Origin of the sequence: Mesorhizobium newzealandense (assembly GCF_042682145.1) — a bacterium.
Taxonomy (GTDB): domain Bacteria; phylum Pseudomonadota; class Alphaproteobacteria; order Rhizobiales; family Rhizobiaceae; genus Mesorhizobium; species Mesorhizobium newzealandense.
This window is the reverse complement of record NZ_JBHUGZ010000011.1, coordinates 52,368-73,206: the sequence shown is the minus strand read 5'-3', so window position 1 is coordinate 73,206 and position 20,839 is coordinate 52,368. Positions and strand designations below refer to the sequence as shown.

At 62.6% G+C, this 20,839-nt stretch carries 26 protein-coding genes; 25 read left to right on the top strand and 1 reads right to left on the bottom strand.

Going from position 1 to position 20,839, the window contains the following annotated elements:
• From ACFSOZ_RS16365 to ACFSOZ_RS16335, 7 genes are all read left to right on the top strand, one after another.
• Window positions 1-978, top strand: a complete 978-nt coding sequence (locus ACFSOZ_RS16365) for a TRAP transporter substrate-binding protein (protein ID WP_379099995.1) — start codon at window positions 1-3, stop codon at window positions 976-978.
• Between the two features lie 102 nt (window positions 979-1,080).
• Window positions 1,081-1,614, top strand: coding sequence for a TRAP transporter small permease (locus ACFSOZ_RS16360; RefSeq protein ID WP_379099993.1), 534 nt, complete (start codon window positions 1,081-1,083; stop codon window positions 1,612-1,614).
• On the top strand, window positions 1,615-2,895 hold the full coding sequence (locus ACFSOZ_RS16355) for a TRAP transporter large permease (RefSeq protein WP_379099991.1): 1,281 nt from the start codon (window positions 1,615-1,617) through the stop codon (window positions 2,893-2,895).
• Between the two features lie 8 nt (window positions 2,896-2,903).
• Window positions 2,904-3,680 (top strand): FadR/GntR family transcriptional regulator, encoded by a 777-nt coding sequence (locus ACFSOZ_RS16350; RefSeq protein WP_379099989.1) that lies wholly within the window; start codon window positions 2,904-2,906, stop codon window positions 3,678-3,680.
• A gap of 22 nt (window positions 3,681-3,702) precedes the next feature.
• A complete protein-coding gene (gene kduI / locus ACFSOZ_RS16345) occupies window positions 3,703-4,554 on the top strand; it encodes a 5-dehydro-4-deoxy-D-glucuronate isomerase (RefSeq protein ID WP_379099987.1) in 852 nt (283 codons plus the stop codon).
• Window positions 4,551-5,315, top strand: coding sequence for a 2-dehydro-3-deoxy-D-gluconate 5-dehydrogenase KduD (gene kduD, locus ACFSOZ_RS16340; RefSeq protein WP_379099985.1), 765 nt, complete (start codon window positions 4,551-4,553; stop codon window positions 5,313-5,315). The genes kduI and kduD overlap by 4 nt, the downstream gene beginning before the upstream one ends.
• A gap of 10 nt (window positions 5,316-5,325) precedes the next feature.
• Window positions 5,326-5,664: a cupin domain-containing protein gene (locus ACFSOZ_RS16335; protein WP_379099983.1), complete on the top strand. Its 339-nt coding sequence runs from the start codon at window positions 5,326-5,328 to the stop codon at window positions 5,662-5,664.
• A 189-nt stretch (window positions 5,665-5,853) separates the two neighbouring features.
• Here the strand turns inward: ACFSOZ_RS16335 and ACFSOZ_RS16330 are convergent, their stop codons facing one another.
• The gene (locus ACFSOZ_RS16330; RefSeq protein WP_379099981.1) at window positions 5,854-7,275 is read right to left on the bottom strand and encodes a coniferyl aldehyde dehydrogenase; all 1,422 of its coding nucleotides are present in this window, start codon (window positions 7,273-7,275) and stop codon (window positions 5,854-5,856) included.
• 287 nt (window positions 7,276-7,562) lie between these two features.
• Here ACFSOZ_RS16330 and recQ point away from each other — a divergent pair, with 287 nt between their 5' ends.
• The 18 genes from recQ (at window position 7,563) to ACFSOZ_RS16240 (ending at window position 20,067) form a co-directional block, all read left to right on the top strand.
• Entirely contained in the window at window positions 7,563-9,401 is a 1,839-nt protein-coding gene (recQ, locus tag ACFSOZ_RS16325; protein WP_379099979.1) for a DNA helicase RecQ, read from the top strand.
• A gap of 50 nt (window positions 9,402-9,451) precedes the next feature.
• Window positions 9,452-10,051: a TetR/AcrR family transcriptional regulator gene (locus tag ACFSOZ_RS16320; RefSeq protein ID WP_379099977.1), complete on the top strand. Its 600-nt coding sequence runs from the start codon at window positions 9,452-9,454 to the stop codon at window positions 10,049-10,051.
• 77 nt (window positions 10,052-10,128) lie between these two features.
• Window positions 10,129-10,704, top strand: coding sequence for a DUF308 domain-containing protein (locus ACFSOZ_RS16315; RefSeq protein ID WP_379099975.1), 576 nt, complete (start codon window positions 10,129-10,131; stop codon window positions 10,702-10,704).
• Between the two features lie 317 nt (window positions 10,705-11,021).
• Window positions 11,022-12,239, top strand: a complete 1,218-nt coding sequence (locus ACFSOZ_RS16310) for a tyrosine-type recombinase/integrase (RefSeq protein WP_379099973.1) — start codon at window positions 11,022-11,024, stop codon at window positions 12,237-12,239.
• A gap of 1 nt (window position 12,240) precedes the next feature.
• A complete protein-coding gene (locus ACFSOZ_RS16305; RefSeq protein ID WP_379099971.1) occupies window positions 12,241-12,825 on the top strand; it encodes a hypothetical protein in 585 nt (194 codons plus the stop codon).
• Between the two features lie 128 nt (window positions 12,826-12,953).
• Window positions 12,954-13,157 (top strand): helix-turn-helix transcriptional regulator, encoded by a 204-nt coding sequence (locus ACFSOZ_RS16300; protein ID WP_379099969.1) that lies wholly within the window; start codon window positions 12,954-12,956, stop codon window positions 13,155-13,157.
• A 73-nt stretch (window positions 13,158-13,230) separates the two neighbouring features.
• On the top strand, window positions 13,231-13,425 hold the full coding sequence (locus tag ACFSOZ_RS16295) for a hypothetical protein (RefSeq protein ID WP_379099967.1): 195 nt from the start codon (window positions 13,231-13,233) through the stop codon (window positions 13,423-13,425).
• A gap of 16 nt (window positions 13,426-13,441) precedes the next feature.
• On the top strand, window positions 13,442-13,618 hold the full coding sequence (locus ACFSOZ_RS16290; RefSeq protein WP_379099965.1) for a hypothetical protein: 177 nt from the start codon (window positions 13,442-13,444) through the stop codon (window positions 13,616-13,618).
• A complete protein-coding gene (locus ACFSOZ_RS16285; RefSeq protein WP_379099963.1) occupies window positions 13,606-13,878 on the top strand; it encodes a hypothetical protein in 273 nt (90 codons plus the stop codon). Before ACFSOZ_RS16290 ends, ACFSOZ_RS16285 begins: the two co-directional genes overlap by 13 nt.
• Window positions 13,875-15,104, top strand: a complete 1,230-nt coding sequence (locus ACFSOZ_RS16280; protein ID WP_379099961.1) for an AAA family ATPase — start codon at window positions 13,875-13,877, stop codon at window positions 15,102-15,104. The genes ACFSOZ_RS16285 and ACFSOZ_RS16280 overlap by 4 nt, the downstream gene beginning before the upstream one ends.
• Before the next feature lie 337 nt (window positions 15,105-15,441).
• Window positions 15,442-15,708 carry a hypothetical protein gene (locus ACFSOZ_RS16275; protein WP_379099959.1) on the top strand — a complete coding sequence of 89 codons (267 nt, stop codon included), beginning with the start codon at window positions 15,442-15,444 and terminating at the stop codon, window positions 15,706-15,708.
• A gap of 54 nt (window positions 15,709-15,762) precedes the next feature.
• Window positions 15,763-16,278, top strand: a complete 516-nt coding sequence (locus ACFSOZ_RS16270; protein ID WP_379099957.1) for a hypothetical protein — start codon at window positions 15,763-15,765, stop codon at window positions 16,276-16,278.
• A 296-nt stretch (window positions 16,279-16,574) separates the two neighbouring features.
• Window positions 16,575-16,832, top strand: a complete 258-nt coding sequence (locus tag ACFSOZ_RS16265; RefSeq protein ID WP_379099955.1) for a hypothetical protein — start codon at window positions 16,575-16,577, stop codon at window positions 16,830-16,832.
• Complete coding sequence (locus ACFSOZ_RS16260; RefSeq protein WP_379099952.1) at window positions 16,829-17,467, top strand: ATP-dependent Clp protease proteolytic subunit; 639 nt, start codon at window positions 16,829-16,831, stop codon at window positions 17,465-17,467. Before ACFSOZ_RS16265 ends, ACFSOZ_RS16260 begins: the two co-directional genes overlap by 4 nt.
• Before the next feature lie 80 nt (window positions 17,468-17,547).
• Window positions 17,548-17,841, top strand: a complete 294-nt coding sequence (locus ACFSOZ_RS16255) for a hypothetical protein (RefSeq protein ID WP_379099950.1) — start codon at window positions 17,548-17,550, stop codon at window positions 17,839-17,841.
• A gap of 104 nt (window positions 17,842-17,945) precedes the next feature.
• Window positions 17,946-18,242 (top strand): hypothetical protein, encoded by a 297-nt coding sequence (locus tag ACFSOZ_RS16250; protein WP_379099947.1) that lies wholly within the window; start codon window positions 17,946-17,948, stop codon window positions 18,240-18,242.
• Window positions 18,243-18,464: 222 nt separating this feature from the next.
• Window positions 18,465-19,223, top strand: coding sequence for a hypothetical protein (locus ACFSOZ_RS16245; RefSeq protein WP_379099944.1), 759 nt, complete (start codon window positions 18,465-18,467; stop codon window positions 19,221-19,223).
• 217 nt (window positions 19,224-19,440) lie between these two features.
• The gene (locus tag ACFSOZ_RS16240) at window positions 19,441-20,067 is read left to right on the top strand and encodes an ATP-dependent DNA ligase (RefSeq protein ID WP_379099942.1); all 627 of its coding nucleotides are present in this window, start codon (window positions 19,441-19,443) and stop codon (window positions 20,065-20,067) included.
• Window positions 20,068-20,839 lie beyond the last annotated feature (772 nt).

Genomic DNA, 20,839 nt, shown 5'->3' with positions numbered 1-20,839 from the left:
ATGTTGCATTTTTCTAAGTTGACCGCAGCCACGTTCGCCTTCGGCTCACTGCTGGTCGGCATTGCCAATGCCGACACCGTGCTGCGCTCGGCTGACACGCAGCCGGACGGCTATCCGACGGTCGAGGCGGTCAAATACATGGGCGATCTTATCAAGCAGCGCACCAATGGCCGCTATTCGGTCGAGGTCTATCATTCGGCGCAGCTCGGCGAGGAGAAGGACACGATCGAGCAGACGCAGACCGGCGTCATCGACCTCAACCGTGTCTCGATGGGGCCGTTCAACGGCATCGTGCCTGAAACCGCGGTGCCATCGCTGCCCTACATGTTCCGTTCGGTCGAGCAGATGCGCCACGTCATGGACGGACCGATCGGCGACGACATCCTGAAAGCCTTCGAGGCGCATGACCTCGTCGGCCTCGCCTTCTACGATTCAGGCGCGCGTTCCTTCTACAACACCAAGAAGGACATCACTTCGATAGCCGACCTGAAGGGCATGAAGTTCCGCGTCATCCAGTCGGACGTGTTCGTCGACATGGTCAATGCGCTGGGCGCCAACGCCACGCCGATGGCCTATGGCGAGGTCTATTCGGCGCTCGAGACTGGCGTCATCGACGGCGCCGAGAACAATTGGCCGAGCTTCGAATCCGCCAAGCACTATGAGGTCGCCAAGCACTACACCACCGACCAGCACCAGATCGTTCCGGAAGTGCTGGTGATGTCGAAGGCGAGCTGGGACAAGCTCACGCCGGAAGACCAGGCGATCGTCCGGCAAGCGGCCAAGGACAGCGTCGTCAAGATGCGCGAACTGTGGGACGCGCAGGAGAAGAAGTCGCGTGATCTCGTCGAGAAGGCCGGCGTCAAGGTCAGCGAGATCGACAAGCAGCCGCTGATCGATGCCATGAAGCCGGTCTATGACAAGTATCTGTCGACACCGGAGCTGAAGGACCTCGCCGCCCGTATCCAGGCAACCAAGTAAGCCGGCTGCGGGGCCGGGCTTTGTGCCCCGCCTCGCGCCATTCCTAGCAAGGATCGGGAGGACCGGATGGCGACAGGGTCGGTGAAAAGCGGGACGCAACCGATGGCGCGTGTCAGTGTCGTTCTTTCCAGGATTTGCAACGGCGCGCTCTATCTGGCGGGCATCGGCATGGTCGCGATGACCGCGCTCGTTGCCTACCAGGTGTTCTCCCGTTTCGTGCTCAATTCGTCGCCGAGCTGGACCGAAACCAGTGCCATCATGCTGATGAACTGGTTCATCTTCCTGGGTGCCGCGGTCGGCGTGCGCGAGAACTACCATATGGGGTTCGACGTGCTGCTCTATGTCCTGCCGAAAGGCAGCAAGGGCGCGCTGCGCACGCTTTCCGACCTGATCGCGCTCGGCTTCGGCTTCGGCATGGTCTGGTACGGCTGCAAGCTGGTCGGCCTGACCTGGCACACCATCATTCCGGCGCTCGAACTGCCCGGCGGCTTCGACTATCTGCCACTGGTCGCCGGCGGCGTGCTGATCTGCCTGTTCTCTGCGGAACGCGTCGCGCTGCGCCTGTCGGGCGCCGATATCGACAAGGATATCAATCTCGAAGACGTGCCGGAAATGCCGGCGGTACAGGAGGCCTAGATGGAACTCTGGATCCTGTTTGGCGTCTTCACGCTGTTGATGTTTGCCGGCACGCCGATCGCGTTCTGCCTCGGTGCCGCATCCTTCGGCACGGTGCTCTATCTCGGCCTGCCGCCGCTGGTGGTGTTCCAGCAGCTGAAGTCGGGCATGTCAGCGTTTTCGCTGATGGCGATCCCATTCTTCATCTTCGCCGGAGATCTGATGGTGCGCGGTGGCATCGCGCAGCGTATCGTCTCCTTTGCCGGCTCACTGGTCGGCCATGTCAGGGGCGGGCTCGGTCAGGTCAACATCATCGCCGCCACGCTGTTCGGCGGCATTTCCGGCTCGGCGGTGGCGGAAGCGGCGGCCGTCGGCGGGCTGATGATCCCGCAAATGAAGGCACGCGGCTATGGTGCGGACTACGCCGTCAACGTCACCTCGATGGCGGCGCTGATCGCGCTGTTGTTGCCGCCGTCGCAGAACATGATCATCTATTCGATCGCCGGCGGCGGCAAGATCTCGATCGCCGACCTGTTCACCGCCGGCATCCTGCCCGGCCTTCTGTTCGCGGCGTCGCTGATGGTCACCGCCTATTTCGTCGCCCGCAGCCGCGGCTACCCGGTCGAACAGTTCCCCGGCCTCGCGCGCGTCGGCCAGCTGGCGGTCATCGCCGTTCCCGGACTTCTCTTGATCTGCATCATCTTCGGTGGCGTCCGCTCTGGTATTTTCACGGCGACCGAAAGCTCCTGCATCGCCATCCTCTATGCCTTGCTGGTCACCGTCTTCGTTTATCGCTCGATGGCTTGGGGTGATTTCGTCCACGCCACCAAGGGCGCCGTGCGCACCACGTCGATGGTGCTGCTGATCATCGGCACGGCGGCTTCCTTCAGCTGGCTGATGGCCTATCTCAAGGTGCCGGTGCTGCTGATCGCCGGCATGAACGCCATCTCCACCGACCCGCTGGTCGTGCTGTTGCTGCTCAACGTCCTGATGCTGCTGCTCGGCACCTTCATGGACATGGGGCCGATGATTATCATCTGCACGCCGATCTTCCTGCCGCTAGTCACGCATTATGGCGTCGACCCCGTGCATTTCGGCGTCATCACCATCCTCAACCTCGGCATCGGGCTGAACACGCCACCGGTCGGCACGGTGCAGTTCGTCGCTTGCGCGGTCGGCAAGATCACGGTGTGGGAGGCGATGCGCTCGATCTGGCCGTTCTACGGCGCGAGCCTCGTGGTTCTCGGGCTTGTGACCTATATTCCGGCCATCTCGCTCTGGTTGCCGAGCGTGTTCAAATAGGGGGCGACATGGCATCGGATACCACAACCGACCTCAGGGTCGAGAGAAAACCAAAACTGTCGGAGACCGTGGTCGCGGCGATCCGCAAGCAGCTGCAGGCGGGCGAAATCCTGCCCGGCCACAAGCTGCCGACCGAGGGCCAGCTGACCGAAACCTTCGGCGTCAGCCGCACCGTCATCCGCGAGGCGCTGGCCAAGCTTGCCGCCGACGGCCTGGTCGAACCGCGCCAAGGTGCCGGCGTCTTCGTCACCGAGCACATCTCGACGATGTTCGGCGCGCTGGCTGCCGACATGGGCAGCAAGGATTCGATCGCTCTCAACGTGCTCGAGGTGCGGCTGGCGATCGAGATCGAATCGGCCGGGCTTGCCGCCATCCGCCGCAACGCCGCGCAGGAGGCGGCGATCCAGGAAGCCTTCTTCGAATTCGAACGGCTGCTGCTCGCCTCAGAGCCGACCGGTCCGGCCGATCTCGCCTTCCACCGCGCCATCGCCAGCGCCACCAACAACCCGTTCTATGTCGAGATGCTCGACGTGCTCGGCCGGCGCGCCATTCCGTGCGACGTGACCTCGCCCTGGTCGACCGAGCTGGTGCAATCCGACACATACCAGCGTGGGCTGCAGCGCGAGCATCTGGTGATCCTCAACGCGATTACGTCAGGCGATGCCGAAGCCGCGCGCGAGGCGATGCGCGCGCACCTCACCGCCAGCCAGCAACGCTACCGCGAACGGCTGCACGCAAGGCAGGTTTTTTATGCCAGTTCGGTCAAGGCCGCTGCCGGCGAATGACCCATCGCAAGTCAGGACAGCAATGAGCCAGAGCCATACCGACTATACATCGCGCTTTGCCATCGATCCAGTCGCCGCGGCGGCGATGGGAACCGATGAATTGCGCCATAATTTCCACATTGAAGACCTTTTCCAGCCCGGCCGCATCAGCCTGACCTACACCCATTATGACCGCATGATCGTCGGCGGCGCCGTGCCGGTGGCGACGCCGCTGCCGCTGGAGGCGATCAAGCCGACCGGAACCAAGGATTTTCTCGATCGCCGCGAGCTGATCGCCGTCAATATCGGTGGCGCTGGTGTGATCGAGGCTGGTGGCCAGTCCTTCGAATTGCAGACGCGCGACATGCTCTATCTCGGCATGGGCAGCAAGGACGTGTCATTCGCCTCGGCGGACAAAGCCTTGCCAGCCAAATTCTACCTGCTCAGCGCGCCGGCGCATCAGGCCTGGCCCAGCCGGCTGATCCGCATCGGCGATGCCAAGCGTCTCGATCTCGGCAGCAAGGATGGCTGCAACGAGCGCTCGATCTTCCAGTTCATCCATGCCGACGGCGCAAAAACCTGCCAGCTGGTGGTCGGCATGACGCAGCTGGCGCCGGGCTCGGTGTGGAACACCATGCCATGCCATGTGCATGACCGGCGCATGGAGGCCTATCTCTATTTCGACCTGGCCGAGACGGCACGCGTCTTCCACTTCATGGGCGAGCCGGACGAGACACGCCATATCGTCATGGGCAATGAGGAGGCGGTGCTGTCGCCGGGCTGGTCGATTCATTCGGGCGCCGGCACCTCGAACTACGCCTTCATCTGGGCGATGGCCGGTGACAATGTCGACTACACCGATGTCGACCCGGTGGCGTTGGGCGAATTGCGGTGAGCGACCACTCCGCCTTCAGCCTGGCCGGCAAACGCATTCTCGTCACCGGCGCCAACACCGGCATCGGCCAAGGCATTGCCGTGTCGATCGCGCGGGCCGGCGGCGTGGTGATCGGCGTCGGCCGCTCCTCGATGGACGAAACGGAAGGCAAGGTCGCCGCCGTGGGCGGGCAATTCGAGGCGGTGAGCGCCGACCTTGGCGATACGGCCGCCGCCGGCCCGATGCTGGACCAGGTCTGGGACGAAAGCGGCCCGCTCGACGGGCTGGTCAACAATGCCGGCATCATCCGGCGCGCCGATGCCGTCGATCTCAGCGAGACCGACTGGGACGACGTCATGGATGTCAATCTGAAGACGGTCTTCCTGCTCTGCCAATCTTTCGCCAGGCGTGCGCTTGCCGGCGGGCGCCAGGGCAAGATCGTCAACATCGCCTCGGTGCTGAGTTTCCAGGGCGGCATCCGCGTCGCGTCCTACACCGCCTCGAAGCATGGCGTGCTCGGCATCACCCGGCTGCTCGCCTGCGAATGGGCGCAAAAAGGCATCAACGTCAACGCCATCGCGCCGGGCTACATCGAGACCAACAACACGCAGGCACTGCGGGCCGATCCCGATCGCAGTGCCGCCATCCTGGCGCGCATCCCGGCCGGCCGCTGGGGCGAGCCGGGCGACATCGGCGACGCCGCCGTCTTCCTGCTGGCGCCGGCGTCGAACTACATGCATGGCGCGGTGGTGCCGGTGGATGGCGGCTGGCTGGCGCGGTGAGGAGATGGCGATGAGTGAGCCGAAGATTTTCGCGCATGCCGGCGAGGGCGCCTGGACGGCGACGCCGGACGGCAACAGGCGGCGCGTTCTCCTGCACACCGATGAGCTGATGATGGTCGAATTCGGCTTCGACAAGGGTGGCGTCGGTGCCCTGCATTCGCACCCGCATGTGCAGGCAAGCTATGTCGCGGAGGGCCGCTTCGAGGTGACCATCGACGGCCGGACCGAAATCATCGCGGCCGGCGGCAGCTTCATCGTGCCGTCCGGCCTGGTGCACGGCGTCAAGGCGCTGGAAGCGGGGCGGCTGGTCGACAGCTTTACGCCGCACCGGGCCGATTTTCTTGCCTAGCCGAGAAACTTGCCTAGCCAAGGCTGGGAGATCGAGCGCGGGGGACTGACCCGCGCCCCGAAGAGGCGCGGGTTGTTGCCTGGGCGCTTGTGGCGCCGCGGTACTGAAGACATGACCGCAGGATGTGAAGCCTGCCGCATCATGGTGAACATAGGCTTAACGCGCCGTACAACCGAGGGCTGTCCTCTGTCAGGTGATATGCCGGAGCAGGCTGAAAAGCCGCTCGAACGTCTTGCCGTAGGGCGGGCGCAGCAAGCCTCCCGCGCTCAGCCGCGACTGCAGGAAAACCGGCTTCTCCTTGCTGAAGGTGCGGAAACCCCATTCGCCGTGATAGGCGCCCATGCCGCTGGCGCCGACGCCGCCGAAGGGCTGGTTCTCCTGCACCAGATGCAGCATGCAATCGTTGATGGTGACGCCGCCGGCGACGGTCTCGTGCAGGATGCGCCGACGATTGCCGCTGTCGCGACCGAACCAGTAGAGCGCCAGCGGACGGTCCGCCCGGTTCACATGGTCGATCGCATCGTCGACGGTGGCATATTCGACGATCGGCAGCACTGGGCCAAAGATCTCTTCACGCATCAGCCGCAGGTTCGGGCCGGCATTGCGGACCAGGGTCGGCAGCAACTTCCGGCTGGCGCCACCGAGCTCTTCACCGGCGGGATTGACCTCGACGATGTCGGCGCCGGCATCGCGGGCTTCCGTGATCATGTCGCGCAGGCGCTGATAATGCCGGTCGCTGATGATGGCGGTATAGTCGGGGTTGTCGCGCAGGGTCGGGTAGAGCCGCGCTATCGCCGTTGCGAGCTTCGCGGCAACGGTGCCTGCCTGTCCCTGCGGCACCAGCAGATAGTCCGGCGCGATGCAGGTCTGCCCGGCATTCAACAGCTTGCCATAGGCGATGCTGGCTGCCGCCGCATCGAGGTCGCAGGATGGATCGAAGATTGCCGGCGACTTGCCGCCGAGTTCGAGCGTGACCGGGGTCAGGTTGGCGGCCGCGGCCATCGCCACCTGGCGGCCGACCGCGGTCGAGCCGGTGAACAGCAGGTGATCGAAAGGCATCGACACGAAGGCCTTTCCCATCTCGGCATTGCCGGTGATGACGCTGAGCTCATCGGCTGCGAAATGCTCGCCGGCCAGTCGCGCCAGCAAAGCGGAAAAGGTCGGCGTCAGTTCGGACGGTTTGACGAGCACGCGATTGCCGGCGGCGAGCGCCGCCGTCACCGGCGCGACGGCGAGCTGGAACGGATAGTTCCAGGGCGACACGATCCCGACGACACCGAGCGGCTGCGCGACGAGGCGATTTCTGCCGGGCAGGAACGGCATGGTGGTGGCAACGCGACGCTCATGCATCCAGCCCCTGAGATGGGACAGCGCGTGGCGGATGCCGGCGCGGACGACAAACAGTTCCGCAAGGCGCGTCTCGTGCGCAGAGCGGCCGCCAAAGTCGGCGTCGATCGCCGTGCAGATGTCGGCCTCATGCCGCTCGGTCAATGCCAGCAGGCGCTTCAGTCGGTCCTTGCGGACACCAATGTCCGGGAAAGGCTGCGCCTCGAAGGCGGCGCGCTGCAACTGGAATCGCTCGCCGAGAGCATCCTGTCTGGTCTGCAGCATCGCGCCCTCCCTGGCCTGTGGGACAAGCTTACATCGCAGCGCGCGAAGGAATCCAGCGGGGGGCGGGTGTCGTAAGGGAAGGCGCGGGCTCTGTCTCTGGGCTGGGGCCTATCGCCGCCGTGGCGCAGCCCGACGATGTCACAGCCGCATCATCGGGTTCCTGCAAAGGGGCGTTGTGGTTGGATGTCGGCTGCGCTACTCCAAAGCGTCACGCGGAGAGTCGTCTTGACCGGTTTCCACATCCTCTCCAATCCCCGAAAAATCCATTCCAGCCCGGTGTCCGACTGATGCAGGCGCAGGCAGCGAGCATTCGCGCCGAAGATCCCAAGCGGCGCGTCCTGAAGGACGTGTTCGGTTTTGATGATTTTCGTCCCGGCCAGGCCGATGTCATGGATGCGCTGCTGGCCGGGCGTCATGTGCTGGCCGTCATGCCGACGGGCGCGGGCAAGTCGCTCTGCTACCAGGTGCCGGCGCTGGTTCTGGGCGGGCTGACCATCGTCGTTTCGCCGCTGGTCGCGCTGATGCAGGATCAGGTCGCCGCCTTGCGGCTTGCCGGCGTCGCCGCCGATACGATCAATTCCTCGATCGACCGCGAGGCCAATATCGCCGCCTGGCGTCGCGTCGCGTCGGGCCAGACGCGCCTGCTCTATCTCGCGCCGGAGCGGCTGATGACCGAGCGGATGCTCGACGCGCTGGCCAGGCTCGACGTCAGCCTGATTGCCGTCGACGAGGCGCATTGCATCTCGCAATGGGGACCGGCGTTTCGGCGCGAATATGAAGATTTGTCGCGGCTGCGCGGCATCTTCCCCAATGTGCCGATCATCGCGCTGACGGCGACGGCGGACGAGAGCACGCGCACCGACATCGAGGCGCGGCTGTTCGCCGAGCGCGTCGAAACCCTGGTGCTGGGCTTCGACCGGCCGAACATCAAGCTCGGCATCGAGGCCAAGCAGGACAGCAAGCGGCAGCTGCTGAACTTCGTCGAGCGTCACCCCGGCCGCAGCGGCATCGTCTATTGCCTGTCGCGCAAGAAGACAGAAGAAATGGCGGCCTTTCTCGAGAAGCACGGCGTCACCGCGCTCGCCTACCATGCGGGCATGAGCAAGGAAGCGCGCGACGCCAACCAGAACAGCTTCATGACCCTTTCCGGCGTCGTCATGGTGGCGACCATCGCCTTCGGCATGGGCATCGACAAGCCTGACGTCGCCTATGTCTTCCACACAGATCTGCCGGGCAGCCTGGAGGCCTACTATCAGGAAATCGGCCGCGCCGGACGCGACGGGCGGCCGGCCGAGGCGCATATGCTGTTTGGCCTTGGCGATATCCGTATGCGTCGGCTGTTCATCGACGACGAGGACGCGCCGCCGGAGCACAAAAGGCGTTCGCATGGCCGGCTCGACACGCTGATCGGCTATTGCGAGACGGCTCAGTGCCGCCGCCAGGTGCTGCTTGGCTATTTCGGCGAGGAAGCCTCGCCTTGCGGCAATTGCGACACCTGCCTCGACCAGGCGCCGCGCGCCGATGGCGGGGTGGAGGCGCGCATCATCCTAGCGGCGATGGCGCAGAGCGGAGAACGCTTCGGTGCCGGCCATGTCATCGACATTCTGCTCGGCCATGAAACCGAGAAGATCCTGGCCAGGAACCACCAGCGGCTCGCCAGCTTCGGCAGCGGCCTGGCGCACAAGAAGGATGTCTGGCTGTCGCTGATCCGGCAGCTCGTCGCCGGCGGTTTGCTGGCGCCGGATCCGGGCGGCCATGGCGGCCTCGCCATCGCCGAAAAAGGCCACGCGCTTGGCCGTGGCGAGATGCCGTTCCACTACCGTGTTGAGACGCGCAGCCGCGCCTTGCGCGGCAAGATCCGTTCCGCCCAGGCTGCGGACATGGAAGGCGTCGACGCTTCGCTGCTGGCCGCGCTCAAGGCGCTGCGGCTGCGCCTCGCCAAGGAGCGCCAGGTGCCGGCCTATGTGGTGTTTTCCGATCGCACGCTGATCGACATGGCCGACCGCCGCCCGCGCGATCTCGACGCCTTCGCCGAAGTGAATGGCGTGGGTGCGGCCAAGCTCAAGGAATTCGGCGAGGTTTTTCTGAGCGCGATCGCGGGGCACCAATCGGATGGCTCGGCCTGAAAGGCAAGAGTGGCGCTTGACTACCATCCTACCAGAAGGTAGGTAAAACCATGAGCAACTTATCGACCACCTCTGACGACATCCTGGCTTGCGCGCGTTCTCTGATCGTCGCTGGCGGCTATAACGGTTTCAGTTATGCCGACATCGCTGATGTGGTCGGGATTCGTAAGGCGAGCATCCATCACCATTTCCCAAGCAAGGTCGATCTGGTCCGAACCCTGGTTGCGCGGTATCGGGAAGAAGCTGAAGTGGGGATGGCGAATCTCGAACTTCAGGTATCCGATCCGCTCGAACAGCTTCGGTTCTACGCTGGGTATTGGGAAGCCTGCATCGCGGACGCCAGCGCTCCGTTTTGTGTCTGCGCGCTGTTGGCAAGCCAACTCCCCGTTCTGCCCGAGGAAGTTGGCTTGGAGGTTCGGGCGCATTTCCGTTCCCTGTCAGCGTGGCTGACATCCGTGCTGGAGCGCGGCGCGCGGCACGGCCAACTTCAATTGATGAGTACCCCGCGTGCCGAGGCTGAAGCGTTCATGGCGACGGTTCACGGCGCGATGCTTTCGGCGCGGGCCTATGGCGATCCGAAGATATTCAGCATCGTGACAGACCCGCTCCTGGATCGAGTCGCTCCGGCTTCCCTCCAGATACGGTCCTAGATCTCGAGCAACCATAGCCGTAATCGCTCTGCGACGTTCGTCGAGAGCCCCTACCTACTAGTTGAAAGGGCAACCCAATGACGGTTCACAGCGGCGATCTTTCTCGCGCCAGCCAGGCACAATGGCTCAAGCTCTATTACTTCGCTCGGACGGCGTTCTCGGCTGTCTGGGTGGCGGCCGCCTTCACGGTGGGACAGCATTCCTGGGTGATCGCGGCGGCTTTACTGGTGGCTTATCCCGCATGGGATGCCCTTGCCAATTTTGTCGACGCATCGCGCAGCGGAGGATTGGGACAGAATCGCACGCAGACCATCAACGTCGTGGTCAGTGTTGCGACAACGCTCGCCGTGGTTCTCGCACTGAAGATGAGCATGAATTGGGTGCTCGGGGTGTTCGGCGTATGGGCGATCCTGTCTGGCCTGCTTCAACTCGGTACCGCAATCCGCCGCTGGAAGAGCAATGGTGCGCAGTGGGCGATGATCCTGAGCGGAGGGCAATCAGCGCTGGCAGGCACGTTTTTCATCGTGCAGGCGCGGATGCCGATGCCGCCATCCATCACCAACGTGGCCGGCTATGCCGCGGTAGGCGCCTTCTATTTCCTGGTTTCGGCGGTGTGGCTGAGCGTGAGCCAATCGCGGCGAAAGGCTCTATAGGCCCGCCATCAATCGGTTTGACAGCCCAGATCATCCACCTCCGTAGGCACGGGAAGCTGCGGCGGGACAGAGGTCCAAGAGCAACCTGATCCGACCTTGGTGGCGATCTCTAGCTCCGGCGTAAGTTTGGATGCCCTGAGCGTGCCCGGTTTTGTTCCGAAATGGCGGAGAGGGAGACCGCCAGACGATTGATTTTGCTGACTTTATTGTCAGGCGACCCCTTGCTTTTCCTAATCCCCATGCAAATATCCCAGAACATATTGCACGTTAATGACTTTGCTGGCAACCATGCCGATTAGGAATTCCGTTAGGAAAATATGGCTCGCCACAAGCTACGCGATACGCAGATAAAGGGGCTGCCGGCCGGTCGGCATGGCGATGGCGACGGCCTGTGGCTGTATGTCCAAAAGTCTGGAACGCGCAGTTGGGTGTTCATCTACATTCGCCAGGGCGTGCGTCGCGAATTTGGTCTCGGCTCTTACGGCAATGCATCGGGAAAGATCAGTCTGGCCGATGCGCGCAGTAGAGCCGACGAGGCGCGCGAAATCATCAAGCACGGTGGCGATCCAACGAAAGAGATGGCGCATCGCCGGCGGATGATAAAGCTACGTTCCTTTGGCGAGTGCGCCGACGAGTTGCTGACGTCGAAAGAGAACACCTTCCGCAACGCCAAGCATGCCGCGCAGTGGAAAATGACGCTCACCGAATACGCGCACCCGTTGCGCAAGATCCCCGTTGGCGACGTCACCACCGATGACGTTGTGCGCGTGCTTCGGCCTCTCTGGGCCGACAAGCAAGAGACCGCGTCCCGGCTTCGCGGTCGCATTGAGAAGGTGCTCGACTACGCAAAGGCTGTCGGCTTGCGATCGGGAGAGAACCCGGCTCGATGGAAAGGCCACCTCGACCATATCCTGCCGGCCCGCCAGCGACTCGCAAGAGGTCATCACGCGGCCATGGCCTATGCCGACGTCCCGGCCTTCATGCAGAAGCTTGTTGGCGTCGCCGGCTTCGGCGCCAGGGCGCTTGAACTCTGCATCCTGACAGCCACCCGGTCGGGCGAAGTCCTCAACGCGAAATGGCCCGAGTTTGACATGGACAAGGCCCTGTGGACGATCCCGGCCGAGCGGATGAAGATGGGCAAGGAACACGTCGTCCCGCTCCCGGCGCGCGCGCTGGCTGTCCTGAAAGGACTGGAGGCCAAGAGCCTTTCCGAATGGGTGTTTCCCGGTAGCGCCCCAAAGAAGCCGCTCAGCAACATGGGGATGACCGCCGTCATGCGTCGGATGGGACGCGGCGAGTTCACGGTTCACGGCTTCCGATCTAGCTTTCGAGATTGGGCAGGCGACGCGACGAATTTTGCGCGCGATGTCGCCGAGATGGCATTGGCGCACAAGGTCGGCGACGAGGTCGAGAACGCTTACCGCCGCGGCTCAGCCTTGGCGAAGCGGCGCAAGCTTATGGATGCTTGGGCGGCTTATGTGTCGACCACGAAGGGCGGCGAGAACGTGACGCCTCTTCTGCGGAAGGCCCACTGACGTGCCGAATAGATTCCTGGTCGAAAACGCCAGCGGGTGGGTCGCGCCGCTGCCACAGTTTGCACGCGAGGAATTGGCACGGCACTGGCCGGACGTTTCCATTGAATGGATCGAAACTGAGCTTGGCTATTACTTGCTTGTGCGGGATGCAGCCGACCGACAGCCGGAGCCGGCAGATATCAAAAAGCGATACCTCCGCATAAAGCAACGGGCAAAGGAGTTGCGCGCCGACGTCCGATGGCTCAGAGGCAACAATCTCGGGGATATGTTGCAACAGAGCGCTCCCCTTGAATATTTCGACAATCTCAAGAACCTGGAGCGTGAATTGGTCGTGTTGGATGCGGTTCTGCCGAAGGCAGACAAGCATCTGCCCGAAGGCCATCAGGGGAACCCGCGACACAGGCTCGTGGAAGTTCTGATCGAGATGCTCGACAGTCGCGGGCTGGCGGTCGACAAGAGGCCGAACGGCGCGCTCTGTTCCATCCTAGGCATTCTCCTGCAAGCCGCTGGCGAGCCATCGGAGAACGTGGTCGAGATTGTCAAGCCTGTGCTGGCAGCATGGCTGAAAAAGAAGGCCAAAGAATAGGGCGTCTTTTTCAGAACGACTTGATGCGCCGCCCCGTCGCGTGTGCAAATTAGACAGCCACAACGTCAACAGCGACGACGGTGGCGACCATAAAGGCCACCTCGCCGCACTAGCGAAAGGTGGCAGACATGGACAGCGATGCTGTTCTGATTTCGATCAAGGAAGCGGCTCGGATCACCAGCCTCTCCAGAACCTCAATCAACGAAAAACGGGCCGCCGGGAAATTCCCCCAGCCGGTGCCTCTGGGCGATAAGCGCATCGCGTTCGTCCGATCCGAGGTGGATGCCTGGATTCGCGAGCGTATCGCCGCGCGTCGGTCGGTGGCCGCATAATGCGCGCGCTTCCTACGCCGTCGCCCGGTGCGGCTGTGCTGTTCGTGGCCGCAATCATGCTCGGGTGGCTGCCATGACGGTCGACCTCGAACCCGACTTCCTCATCCAGGAAGCGGCGCGCTGGCTCGTCGAAACGCCGAAGGTGCAGCGTCCACGTCCTGCCGTCGTCGAACTGAGAGCGCGGTTTGCGCTCGATGTGCAGGCTGCATGCGCCGCGATCGGCCTGGCCAATCGCATCAGGGGAGGCGCCAATGCGAGCACCTCCTAAGCGAAAGCCGGCGGCGTTGGCGACGCGCACCGGCTCTCAGGAATTGTCAGGCTCTCAGGCGTTCGAAGTTAGCTGGAAACCAGTTCATTTTCAAGCGGCCATGCTGCAGGATCGCTTTGGCCTGAAGCCGCCCATTGCTCGTCTCGTTGCCGAACATGCGTTCGGGATCGGCGGTGCCGAATGGACCAGATAATGGCCTCCGAACCGGAACCGGTAGTAATTCCCGGCCCGGTCGTCGCCGCCGTCCGCGTGGCTCGCACCTGCTTGATGGATGCCCAGTTTCGTCTCGATGACCACGGCGTTCATTGTCGTCTGCTCAACGGGCTGCAAGACGGCGCCACTACGCTTCTCGCCGAGTGGGCAGGCAGGCATCGGCCCAGCATCGCCGAGCAGTTGCCGTCCTATGTCGTCGAGGCCGCGATCGAGTGGCGCCTGTCTAGGAGGCGCGCATGAATAGGTTCGATTTCGCGGAAGATGATTATGATCCCTGGCGTGGCGTCGACTATGACGGCAAGCCGCTGCGTAAGGGTGGCTTTCTGGTGAAGGCAAATCCCTTCGTGTGGCGCGAGCCGGCCGACATTCCTCCGCGCTGCTGGCTGTTCGGTGGTCACTACATCCGAGGCTATGTCACCGGCACCGTGGCGCCCGGCGGCATGGGCAAGACGTCCGTGGTGCAGACCGAAGCGCTGTCGATGGTGACAGGCCGCGATCTGCTCGGGATCAAACCCGAACACACATCGCTCAAGGCTTGGATATGGAACCTCGAAGATCCGACCGAAGAGGTTGAACGACGCTTTGCCGCGTCGGTCGTGCATCACGAGATCAATCCGCAAGACCTCGCCGGCCGCCTGTTCGTTAACTCGGGGCGCGACACGCCGCTGGTGATCGCCAGGAAGGTCAAGGATGCGATCACTGTTCTGGAACCTGTCATTGATGCTCTGGTGGCCGAGATCGTCGCCAACGGCATCGACGTGTTGATTGTTGACCCATTCGTCAGCAGCCATGGGCTTCCCGAGAATGACAATGCGGCTATCGATGCCGCCGTGAAGGCTTGGGGGCGAGTAGCCGGGCGCGGCAATTGCTCAGTCGAGCTCGTGCACCATGCCCGCAAGCTCAATGGTGACACCATCTCGGCAGAAAGCGCACGCGGCGGCAGTGCTTTTGTAGACGGTTGCCGCGCTGTCCGCGTCATCAACCGCATGTCCGAAGAGGAAGCCGCCCGGCTAGGGATAGACGAGGCGCGCCGATATTTCTTCATGCTCGCCGACAAGCAGAACATGGCGCCGCCGGCAGACAAACGCGACTGGTATCAACTGGTTTCCGTGCCGTTGGCCAATGGCGACAACGTGGCCGCCGTCGATAGGTGGACGCCTCCAAACCCGTTCGATGACGTGACACCTGACCATCTCCGCCGCGCTCAAGCCCTCTTTGCCGGCGGCGACTTCAGGGAAAGCGAGCAATCGCCGGAATGGGGCGGCAATGCCGTGGCCACCGTGCTGGACCTCGACGTTGGTGCAGGCAGGAAGGCAAATGAGCGGACAAGCCAGCAAAGGGCCGCCCGGGCGAAGATCAAGCGCATCCTGCTCACATGGCAGGACACAGGCGCCATCACGATCGAAACCCGTCTGGACAGCAAGCGCAATGAGCGGCGCTACTATGCCTGCGGTGACCCGGCATGAAGAGGGATCATCCGTCATCTGCCTCACTGCCTCACCTAGTAGTGGGGCAAGGTGTGGCAACCGTGGCAAAAGCACTGCCTCACCACCACCCTTATAGGGGTGTGGGGGTGTGGCGGGGCAGATTAAGCAGGGCAATTTCAGGTGGGGCAAAATCCCGACCATGCAGCCGCTGCCATAGTCGGCCGGAATGGTGTGACCGGAAGGTGTCGGTTGATGCCGCCAAGACGGAAACGTCGGCGCCCGCCGGTCGCATCGGTTCCCGCGACAAGTTGGCGATCACCCCGCGCGGCGCCCGGCTTAGCTATGCGATTGCCCCCCTCCGGCCGGTTGTCCTCGGATGAAGCTGGCCGCCGCCATATCGAGCCAGGAGCGCGAGCGCGAACTTGCTCGGCTGCGCCAGCGGCGATGTCGACGGCGTGCGGCAAAGAAGCTGTTGCCTGCCAACGTCGATTTCCCGCGTCACCATGTCGAGTGGATGGATGAGCAAGGCATGTTCGGGGCCGGTGTCGATTGCACAGACCCGGACGTGCTCGGCCGCGTGCTCGGCGACCTGGCGGAGGCTCAAATCGTCAACCTCAAAAAAATGTCACGTCGTGACACCTGAGGCCGACGGCACGCGCTATCACGTCAACAGACACGCCCGACGGAGCAAGGACCGATGCTGGGAATGACCCGGAAACCGACACCCGAACCGACCGATATCGATAGGCTGCGCGACCGCATGGTGCTGCCTCAGTCGGCGAACTTGCTGAAGCTGGCCGAGCAGATCGTCACCAAGCTTCGCGCCGACCAGCGGAGCGCCAAGGAACGGCTTACCCCGCTTTATGACGACCTCCGCCAGAATTCGGTGTCGACCACTAAAGATCGAATTGCCGAAGTCGAAGCTGAACTGAAGGCGATAGAGAAGCCGCTACAGGACGCCTTCGTCGAGCGTGACCGCAGGCGCCAGCAGTTCGGCGAGAAGGCCAGGCAGGATCTTGGGCCTGTGATCAACGAATTTTCCGATGCCGTGAATGCCAAGCTCGATGAACTCGATGAGCTATTTCGGCTTGCTCTCGGCCTGCACGTCGCCGCCACAATCTCGGGCATCGAGATGCCCAGGATCATCGAAAGCAGCCAGACGCTTGCCGCTCACATCCATTCGATGCGGCGCGTTCTGCGCGGCGGTTTCTGAGGGCCGAGCGGAATGAAAATCCCGGCGTGCGGTTCATTGAGGGCGACACATGGGCGCGTCCAACAGCAGATAGACGATCTCCGGCGCGCGTCGGGCGCAAGTGCTACCGGTCAAGGTCGTCATTGCCCTGAGTGCGAGCCGGTTAAGACACATGACCCGGCGAACGGCTTGGCTGCTGCGCGCTCGTCATGGCCCGTGACGAGTGCGCGGCAATCCGCCGAAGCGATCGTTGCTGTCGAGTTGGCGCGCATAGGGTTCGAACGCCTCTTTAAGCCAAAACCAATCGGGAGGGCGCCATGACAACGGCCAATTCAATGAGATCGGCCGTCGTCGTGGCTGCAGATATCCACGTGGGCCAAAAGTCGCCGGCCGTCGTCGATGTCGAGCGCACCTTGCCAATCGAGAATCCACAACAGGTAGGGACCGCGCTCGCAGGCCTGTCGGCAGCGCTCGTCGCTGCTGTAGACGGCGCGGACGACATCAGCCTGGAGATCGACGCTAACGCCAACGGGGTGCGCTATCGGTTCCGGTCATATCGAAGGAGCGTCCGATGAGCCTGCTGATTCATATCGATGGCGAAGTGAATGCCAGCATGGTGGAGCGGGTGCGCAGAGATCTCGCAAGAGACCCGGCTGCCAACAGTCTCTCCCTGCTGATCAATTCGCACGGCGGCTCGATCGACGACGCCAGGAAGATCTACCACGCCATCCGGCAGCATCGTGCCGAAACCAAACGAGCGAGAGTGCTGGCACAGTGCGATAGCGCGGCTGTGATCGTTCTGATGGCGGCCGACTTCCGGCGCGCTCAATCGAATTCGCAGATCATACTGCATCCGACCTCGATCAACCCGACGGCCAGCGGACGCTGGACTGCACGGCGCTACACAGAAGCTGCGGCGCGGTGCCAACGACTGGACGATGAGATCTTGGACTTGATGACAGAGCGCACTGGTGCCAGCCGCGCAGCGCTCGCCCGCGAGGATGCGACCGAAAGCCCTACGCCGATCCCTTTGGCAATCAGCCTTGGCATCATCCATGCGGCGCCCGGCTATCCCTCACGTTGCTCATCGACATGGCCGGAAGCAGCAAGGGCAGTCATAAGAAGTGGTGCCGTGATTGGGTTACCGACGGTCCTTTTCTCGCCGGCTTTCTTTGCCGCCTGCAAAGCTTCGACACGGAGCGAGCCATGACCCCCAGGGGGGCGGGTAAATCCCTACAGGGCATGGGTGCCCCAACCGCTCCGGGGTCACGGAGAGAGTGCACGCGCGCGTTGAGTGATCTCCAGAAATTCAAGGGCTCGGTGAAATTCATGACGAAAAGAGGCAGGCCAAACCGTGCAGCAGCATCCGCCAAAGCCTTGGCAAAGGTGAACGTTGATGCCGTCAACCCGCTTCAAATTCTTCGCGAAATCGCCTCGGACAGTTCGGCGCCGGCATCAGCACGAGTAGCGGCGGCGAGAAGCTTGTTGGCGCACCTCGGCAAGCAGCCGGAACAAGGCACTGCGCCCGAACTCGACGCGGTCTCCCGGCGCGCGCTGCGCATCCTTGAAGGGGGCAGGAAATGAGACGGGAAGACGACGCAATTCCGATCTGCGGAACGCATCGAGGCGTGCCGTTGCATGATCAACAGAGCGAGAAGCGACTTGCCGTTGTTCGCGGCGAGATCGACATGGTGTTCGCGGAAACAAGCGTCGACCGGCTGGTGCAAGTCAGCGCATCCAAGATGCGGGCGCCGGAAGCAAGACTGCTTGCAGCGGCGAAAATCAAAGCCATTTTCGAACAATCAGCCAACGATCGAGAGAAACGGCCTGTGGTCGACCTCGCCTACGTCTCCGCATGCACAAGTTCGCTCGCGAGCAACAAGTGGCGCGACCGGGCATATTTTGGCAGTGCGCTTGAGCCAGGCCGCCCGCCCGGCGCGCTCGACAGGGTGCCTCGTGACGTCCCGCTGGAGCGCGGCCGCTGATGCCGCTCCTCGCCTTCACAGTGGCCGCTGCAACCGTGCTGGCGCTCGCCTGGTGGCCGCTGTGACGGCCGCGCCCTCGCCGCTCAACAACCGACACGTTGTCGATGCGATTTCAAACCGCTGGACAGGAACCCACACATGACCTTTCCATTTCCATCTGTGTCACCACGAACGTCGGCGCCCGCGTCGATATGGTCCCCCTCGTCACTCGGGGCTGCTCTGTTGGGCTGGTATAAGGCCGACGAGATAACCGGATCTAACAGTGATCCGCAATCGAGCTGGGTCGATGCATCGGGTAATGCCAATGACATGACACAGAGTACGAGCGTCAATAAACCAACGCTCCTTACGTCAACCCTCAATGGCAAAAACGTTGTTTCGTTCGACGTGCCGTCCGTCCCCCAGTATTTCAATGTGCCGAACCTTTTCTCAGGCAAGACGGCCGGCTCGATTTACATGGTGATAAAAAAGGCAGCCGATCCGGCTGGCGCTGACCCGTGGAGCGGCATGCATAGGTTCGGCTCGTCCACGGGACTTGGTTCTGCCGGGCACATGCCCTACACAGACGGCGTCATTTATCAGGAGTTTGGCACCACCGTCCGCAAGACCGTTGGCAACCCAACGCCGTCGCTGGCTTCGTGGCGAATTATCAGTATGCATAGCGCGTCAGCCGATTGGGCCTTTTACCTCGATGGCGGCGTCTACACAGGCGGGGTGGGGGCACCATTTTTCTCGACTGGGACCAATACCGTTGGGTTCGAGACATCTCCCAAATTTGGCACTTCCGTAAAAGACCCTACAGGAACGCCCTCATTAGTGGGCATGGTGGCATTGGTCGGCGAATTGCTCCTGATCGGCGGCAAGCTTTCCACCGCCAATCAGCAGAATGTCGAAGGTTATCTGGCCGCAACTGCTCGATGGGCGCTTCAGGGCAATCTCGACGCAGCCCACCCGTACAAATCCAGCCCGCCGCCACCATGAGCATCAACCGGCGACGGCGCGCTGCTGTTGCACTGAGGAATGAGGCGGCCCGGCTACCGGGGGCATCGGGGGGACGGCAGCCGAGCCATGCCGGAGTTCCTCCCGGCGGCTGTGATCATGTCCTATATTAGCGGGAGCGCAAATACGCCTTTGGTGCTTGAATTTCCGGAACCATTTTAGCGCATGCTAATTGAATCGCGTTCCTGGAGTGTCGTGCATGCGTAAAACCGCCAGCCCTGACCGGCTGAAGTTCATCTCGCCGCAGTTGCCGCGCCTGGTCGAGACGCCTCCTGAAAGCGACGACTGGATTCATGAGATCAAATACGACGGCTATCGAACACAGGTCATCATCGATTGGGATGGCGCTCGCGCTTATACGAAGACCGGCATTGACTGGACGTCGCGCTACTGGCCGATCGTGACGGCTGCAGAAGCCCTTGGCGCGCGATCAGCCATCATTGACGGCGAGGTGATCGCACCGACGCCAAACGGCGCCCCTGACTTCCATGCGCTGCGATCGGCCATGGCATGGAATGCAGAACGGCTGGCCTTCGTCGCCTTCGACCTCCTCCATCTCGACGGGAAGGACCTTCGGGCGCTGCCTAGCGTGGAACGTCGCGCCATGCTCTGGGATCTGGTCAAGCCGGCTGATGGCATCATCCAGTTCAGCCAGCGTATAGCCGCTGGATGCCGCCAACCGTCCCAAACCGAACTTCTGGACTCTTCATCGCGACGGACGCATTCTGCCCTTGGGAGCTTGGGGACGTGGACAAATCTCGATGCAACAATCGCTCTGATCAAGTGGCGGAAAGCGCACTGGTGCTCGTCGCTTGGATCGCCCTGATGGATAGATCCGAGAAAATCATGCTCGTCCTCAGGCGGCGGGACTGGAGAGAGTGACAGATTTCAGGAAATTCAGATGCATTGCCTGCCACGGCGGCGGGAAGGTATTTTGCTGCGATAGGTGGACGGCCTCCGGCGGCACGTGCTGTCCTGCCGGCACTCAACGGCGAGGATGTATTGGGAGGACCGCGACCTGCACACAGTGCAAGGGGACCGGGATAAGGAAGTTGGAACGCGTGGAATAGGATTCAGCAGCCCCGCCAGCGCGCATTTCCGCCGCAGGTAACGCTAGTGCGGTGCACCGCCTGCAAAGCAGATCGATAGCCGTTTGTCGTCATCCACCGGGGGTGGGCCAGATGCGTCTCCCATGCCCTGAAACAATCCGCGCTTCCCGCACAATGGAAGCTCTGTCATGTCCGACAAGCGATACAATTTCCCGTATCTGTGCTTCTGAGGCCCCGGTTTCCCGGGCCAGCGCCGCTACAGCTTCCCCGTTCAGACCGGGTCGTCCTGGCTCTATCGCCATTTTCTCCTGCGCCTCCGTTCGGGGCAGGAGTGCGATCTTCGCTCCCAAGCGTCAGCGCCCTTAAAAGTTGCCAACGATGGACTGGTTGTACGCTTTCATACGGTCGTTAGCCAGCGAGAAGGCTACCCGCGCCATGTGCGACGTGCACCCTAATTCCGGGTGATCCACGCCAGCAATTCAGGATCGACTTCTTCATCGTCGCCCGTGAAGTCGCGGATCAACAGTTCCGCGCTTGCCCGCCACTCGT

Bases quoted from the DNA above. Each gene is read 5' to 3' on its own strand.
- ACFSOZ_RS16365 (WP_379099995.1), top strand. From the start codon at position 1: ATGTTGCATTTTTCTAAGTTGACCGCAGCCACGTTCGCCTTCGGCTCA.
- ACFSOZ_RS16310 (WP_379099973.1), top strand. From the start codon at position 11,022: ATGGCTCGCCACAAGCTACGCGATACGCAGATAAAGGGGCTGCCGGCC.
- recQ (WP_379099979.1), top strand. From the start codon at position 7,563: ATGCAGGCGCAGGCAGCGAGCATTCGCGCCGAAGATCCCAAGCGGCGC.
- ACFSOZ_RS16360 (WP_379099993.1), top strand. From the start codon at position 1,081: ATGGCGCGTGTCAGTGTCGTTCTTTCCAGGATTTGCAACGGCGCGCTC.
- ACFSOZ_RS16315 (WP_379099975.1), top strand. From the start codon at position 10,129: ATGACGGTTCACAGCGGCGATCTTTCTCGCGCCAGCCAGGCACAATGG.
- ACFSOZ_RS16280 (WP_379099961.1), top strand. From the start codon at position 13,875: ATGAATAGGTTCGATTTCGCGGAAGATGATTATGATCCCTGGCGTGGC.
- ACFSOZ_RS16240 (WP_379099942.1), top strand. From the start codon at position 19,441: ATGCGTAAAACCGCCAGCCCTGACCGGCTGAAGTTCATCTCGCCGCAG.
- ACFSOZ_RS16275 (WP_379099959.1), top strand. From the start codon at position 15,442: ATGAAGCTGGCCGCCGCCATATCGAGCCAGGAGCGCGAGCGCGAACTT.
- ACFSOZ_RS16300 (WP_379099969.1), top strand. From the start codon at position 12,954: ATGGACAGCGATGCTGTTCTGATTTCGATCAAGGAAGCGGCTCGGATC.
- ACFSOZ_RS16320 (WP_379099977.1), top strand. From the start codon at position 9,452: ATGAGCAACTTATCGACCACCTCTGACGACATCCTGGCTTGCGCGCGT.
- ACFSOZ_RS16265 (WP_379099955.1), top strand. From the start codon at position 16,575: ATGACAACGGCCAATTCAATGAGATCGGCCGTCGTCGTGGCTGCAGAT.
- ACFSOZ_RS16330 (WP_379099981.1), bottom strand. From the start codon at position 7,275: ATGCTGCAGACCAGACAGGATGCTCTCGGCGAGCGATTCCAGTTGCAG.
- ACFSOZ_RS16335 (WP_379099983.1), top strand. From the start codon at position 5,326: ATGAGTGAGCCGAAGATTTTCGCGCATGCCGGCGAGGGCGCCTGGACG.
- ACFSOZ_RS16250 (WP_379099947.1), top strand. From the start codon at position 17,946: ATGGTGTTCGCGGAAACAAGCGTCGACCGGCTGGTGCAAGTCAGCGCA.
- ACFSOZ_RS16270 (WP_379099957.1), top strand. From the start codon at position 15,763: ATGCTGGGAATGACCCGGAAACCGACACCCGAACCGACCGATATCGAT.
- ACFSOZ_RS16260 (WP_379099952.1), top strand. From the start codon at position 16,829: ATGAGCCTGCTGATTCATATCGATGGCGAAGTGAATGCCAGCATGGTG.
- ACFSOZ_RS16295 (WP_379099967.1), top strand. From the start codon at position 13,231: ATGACGGTCGACCTCGAACCCGACTTCCTCATCCAGGAAGCGGCGCGC.
- ACFSOZ_RS16355 (WP_379099991.1), top strand. From the start codon at position 1,615: ATGGAACTCTGGATCCTGTTTGGCGTCTTCACGCTGTTGATGTTTGCC.
- ACFSOZ_RS16285 (WP_379099963.1), top strand. From the start codon at position 13,606: ATGGACCAGATAATGGCCTCCGAACCGGAACCGGTAGTAATTCCCGGC.
- ACFSOZ_RS16350 (WP_379099989.1), top strand. From the start codon at position 2,904: ATGGCATCGGATACCACAACCGACCTCAGGGTCGAGAGAAAACCAAAA.
- kduI (WP_379099987.1), top strand. From the start codon at position 3,703: ATGAGCCAGAGCCATACCGACTATACATCGCGCTTTGCCATCGATCCA.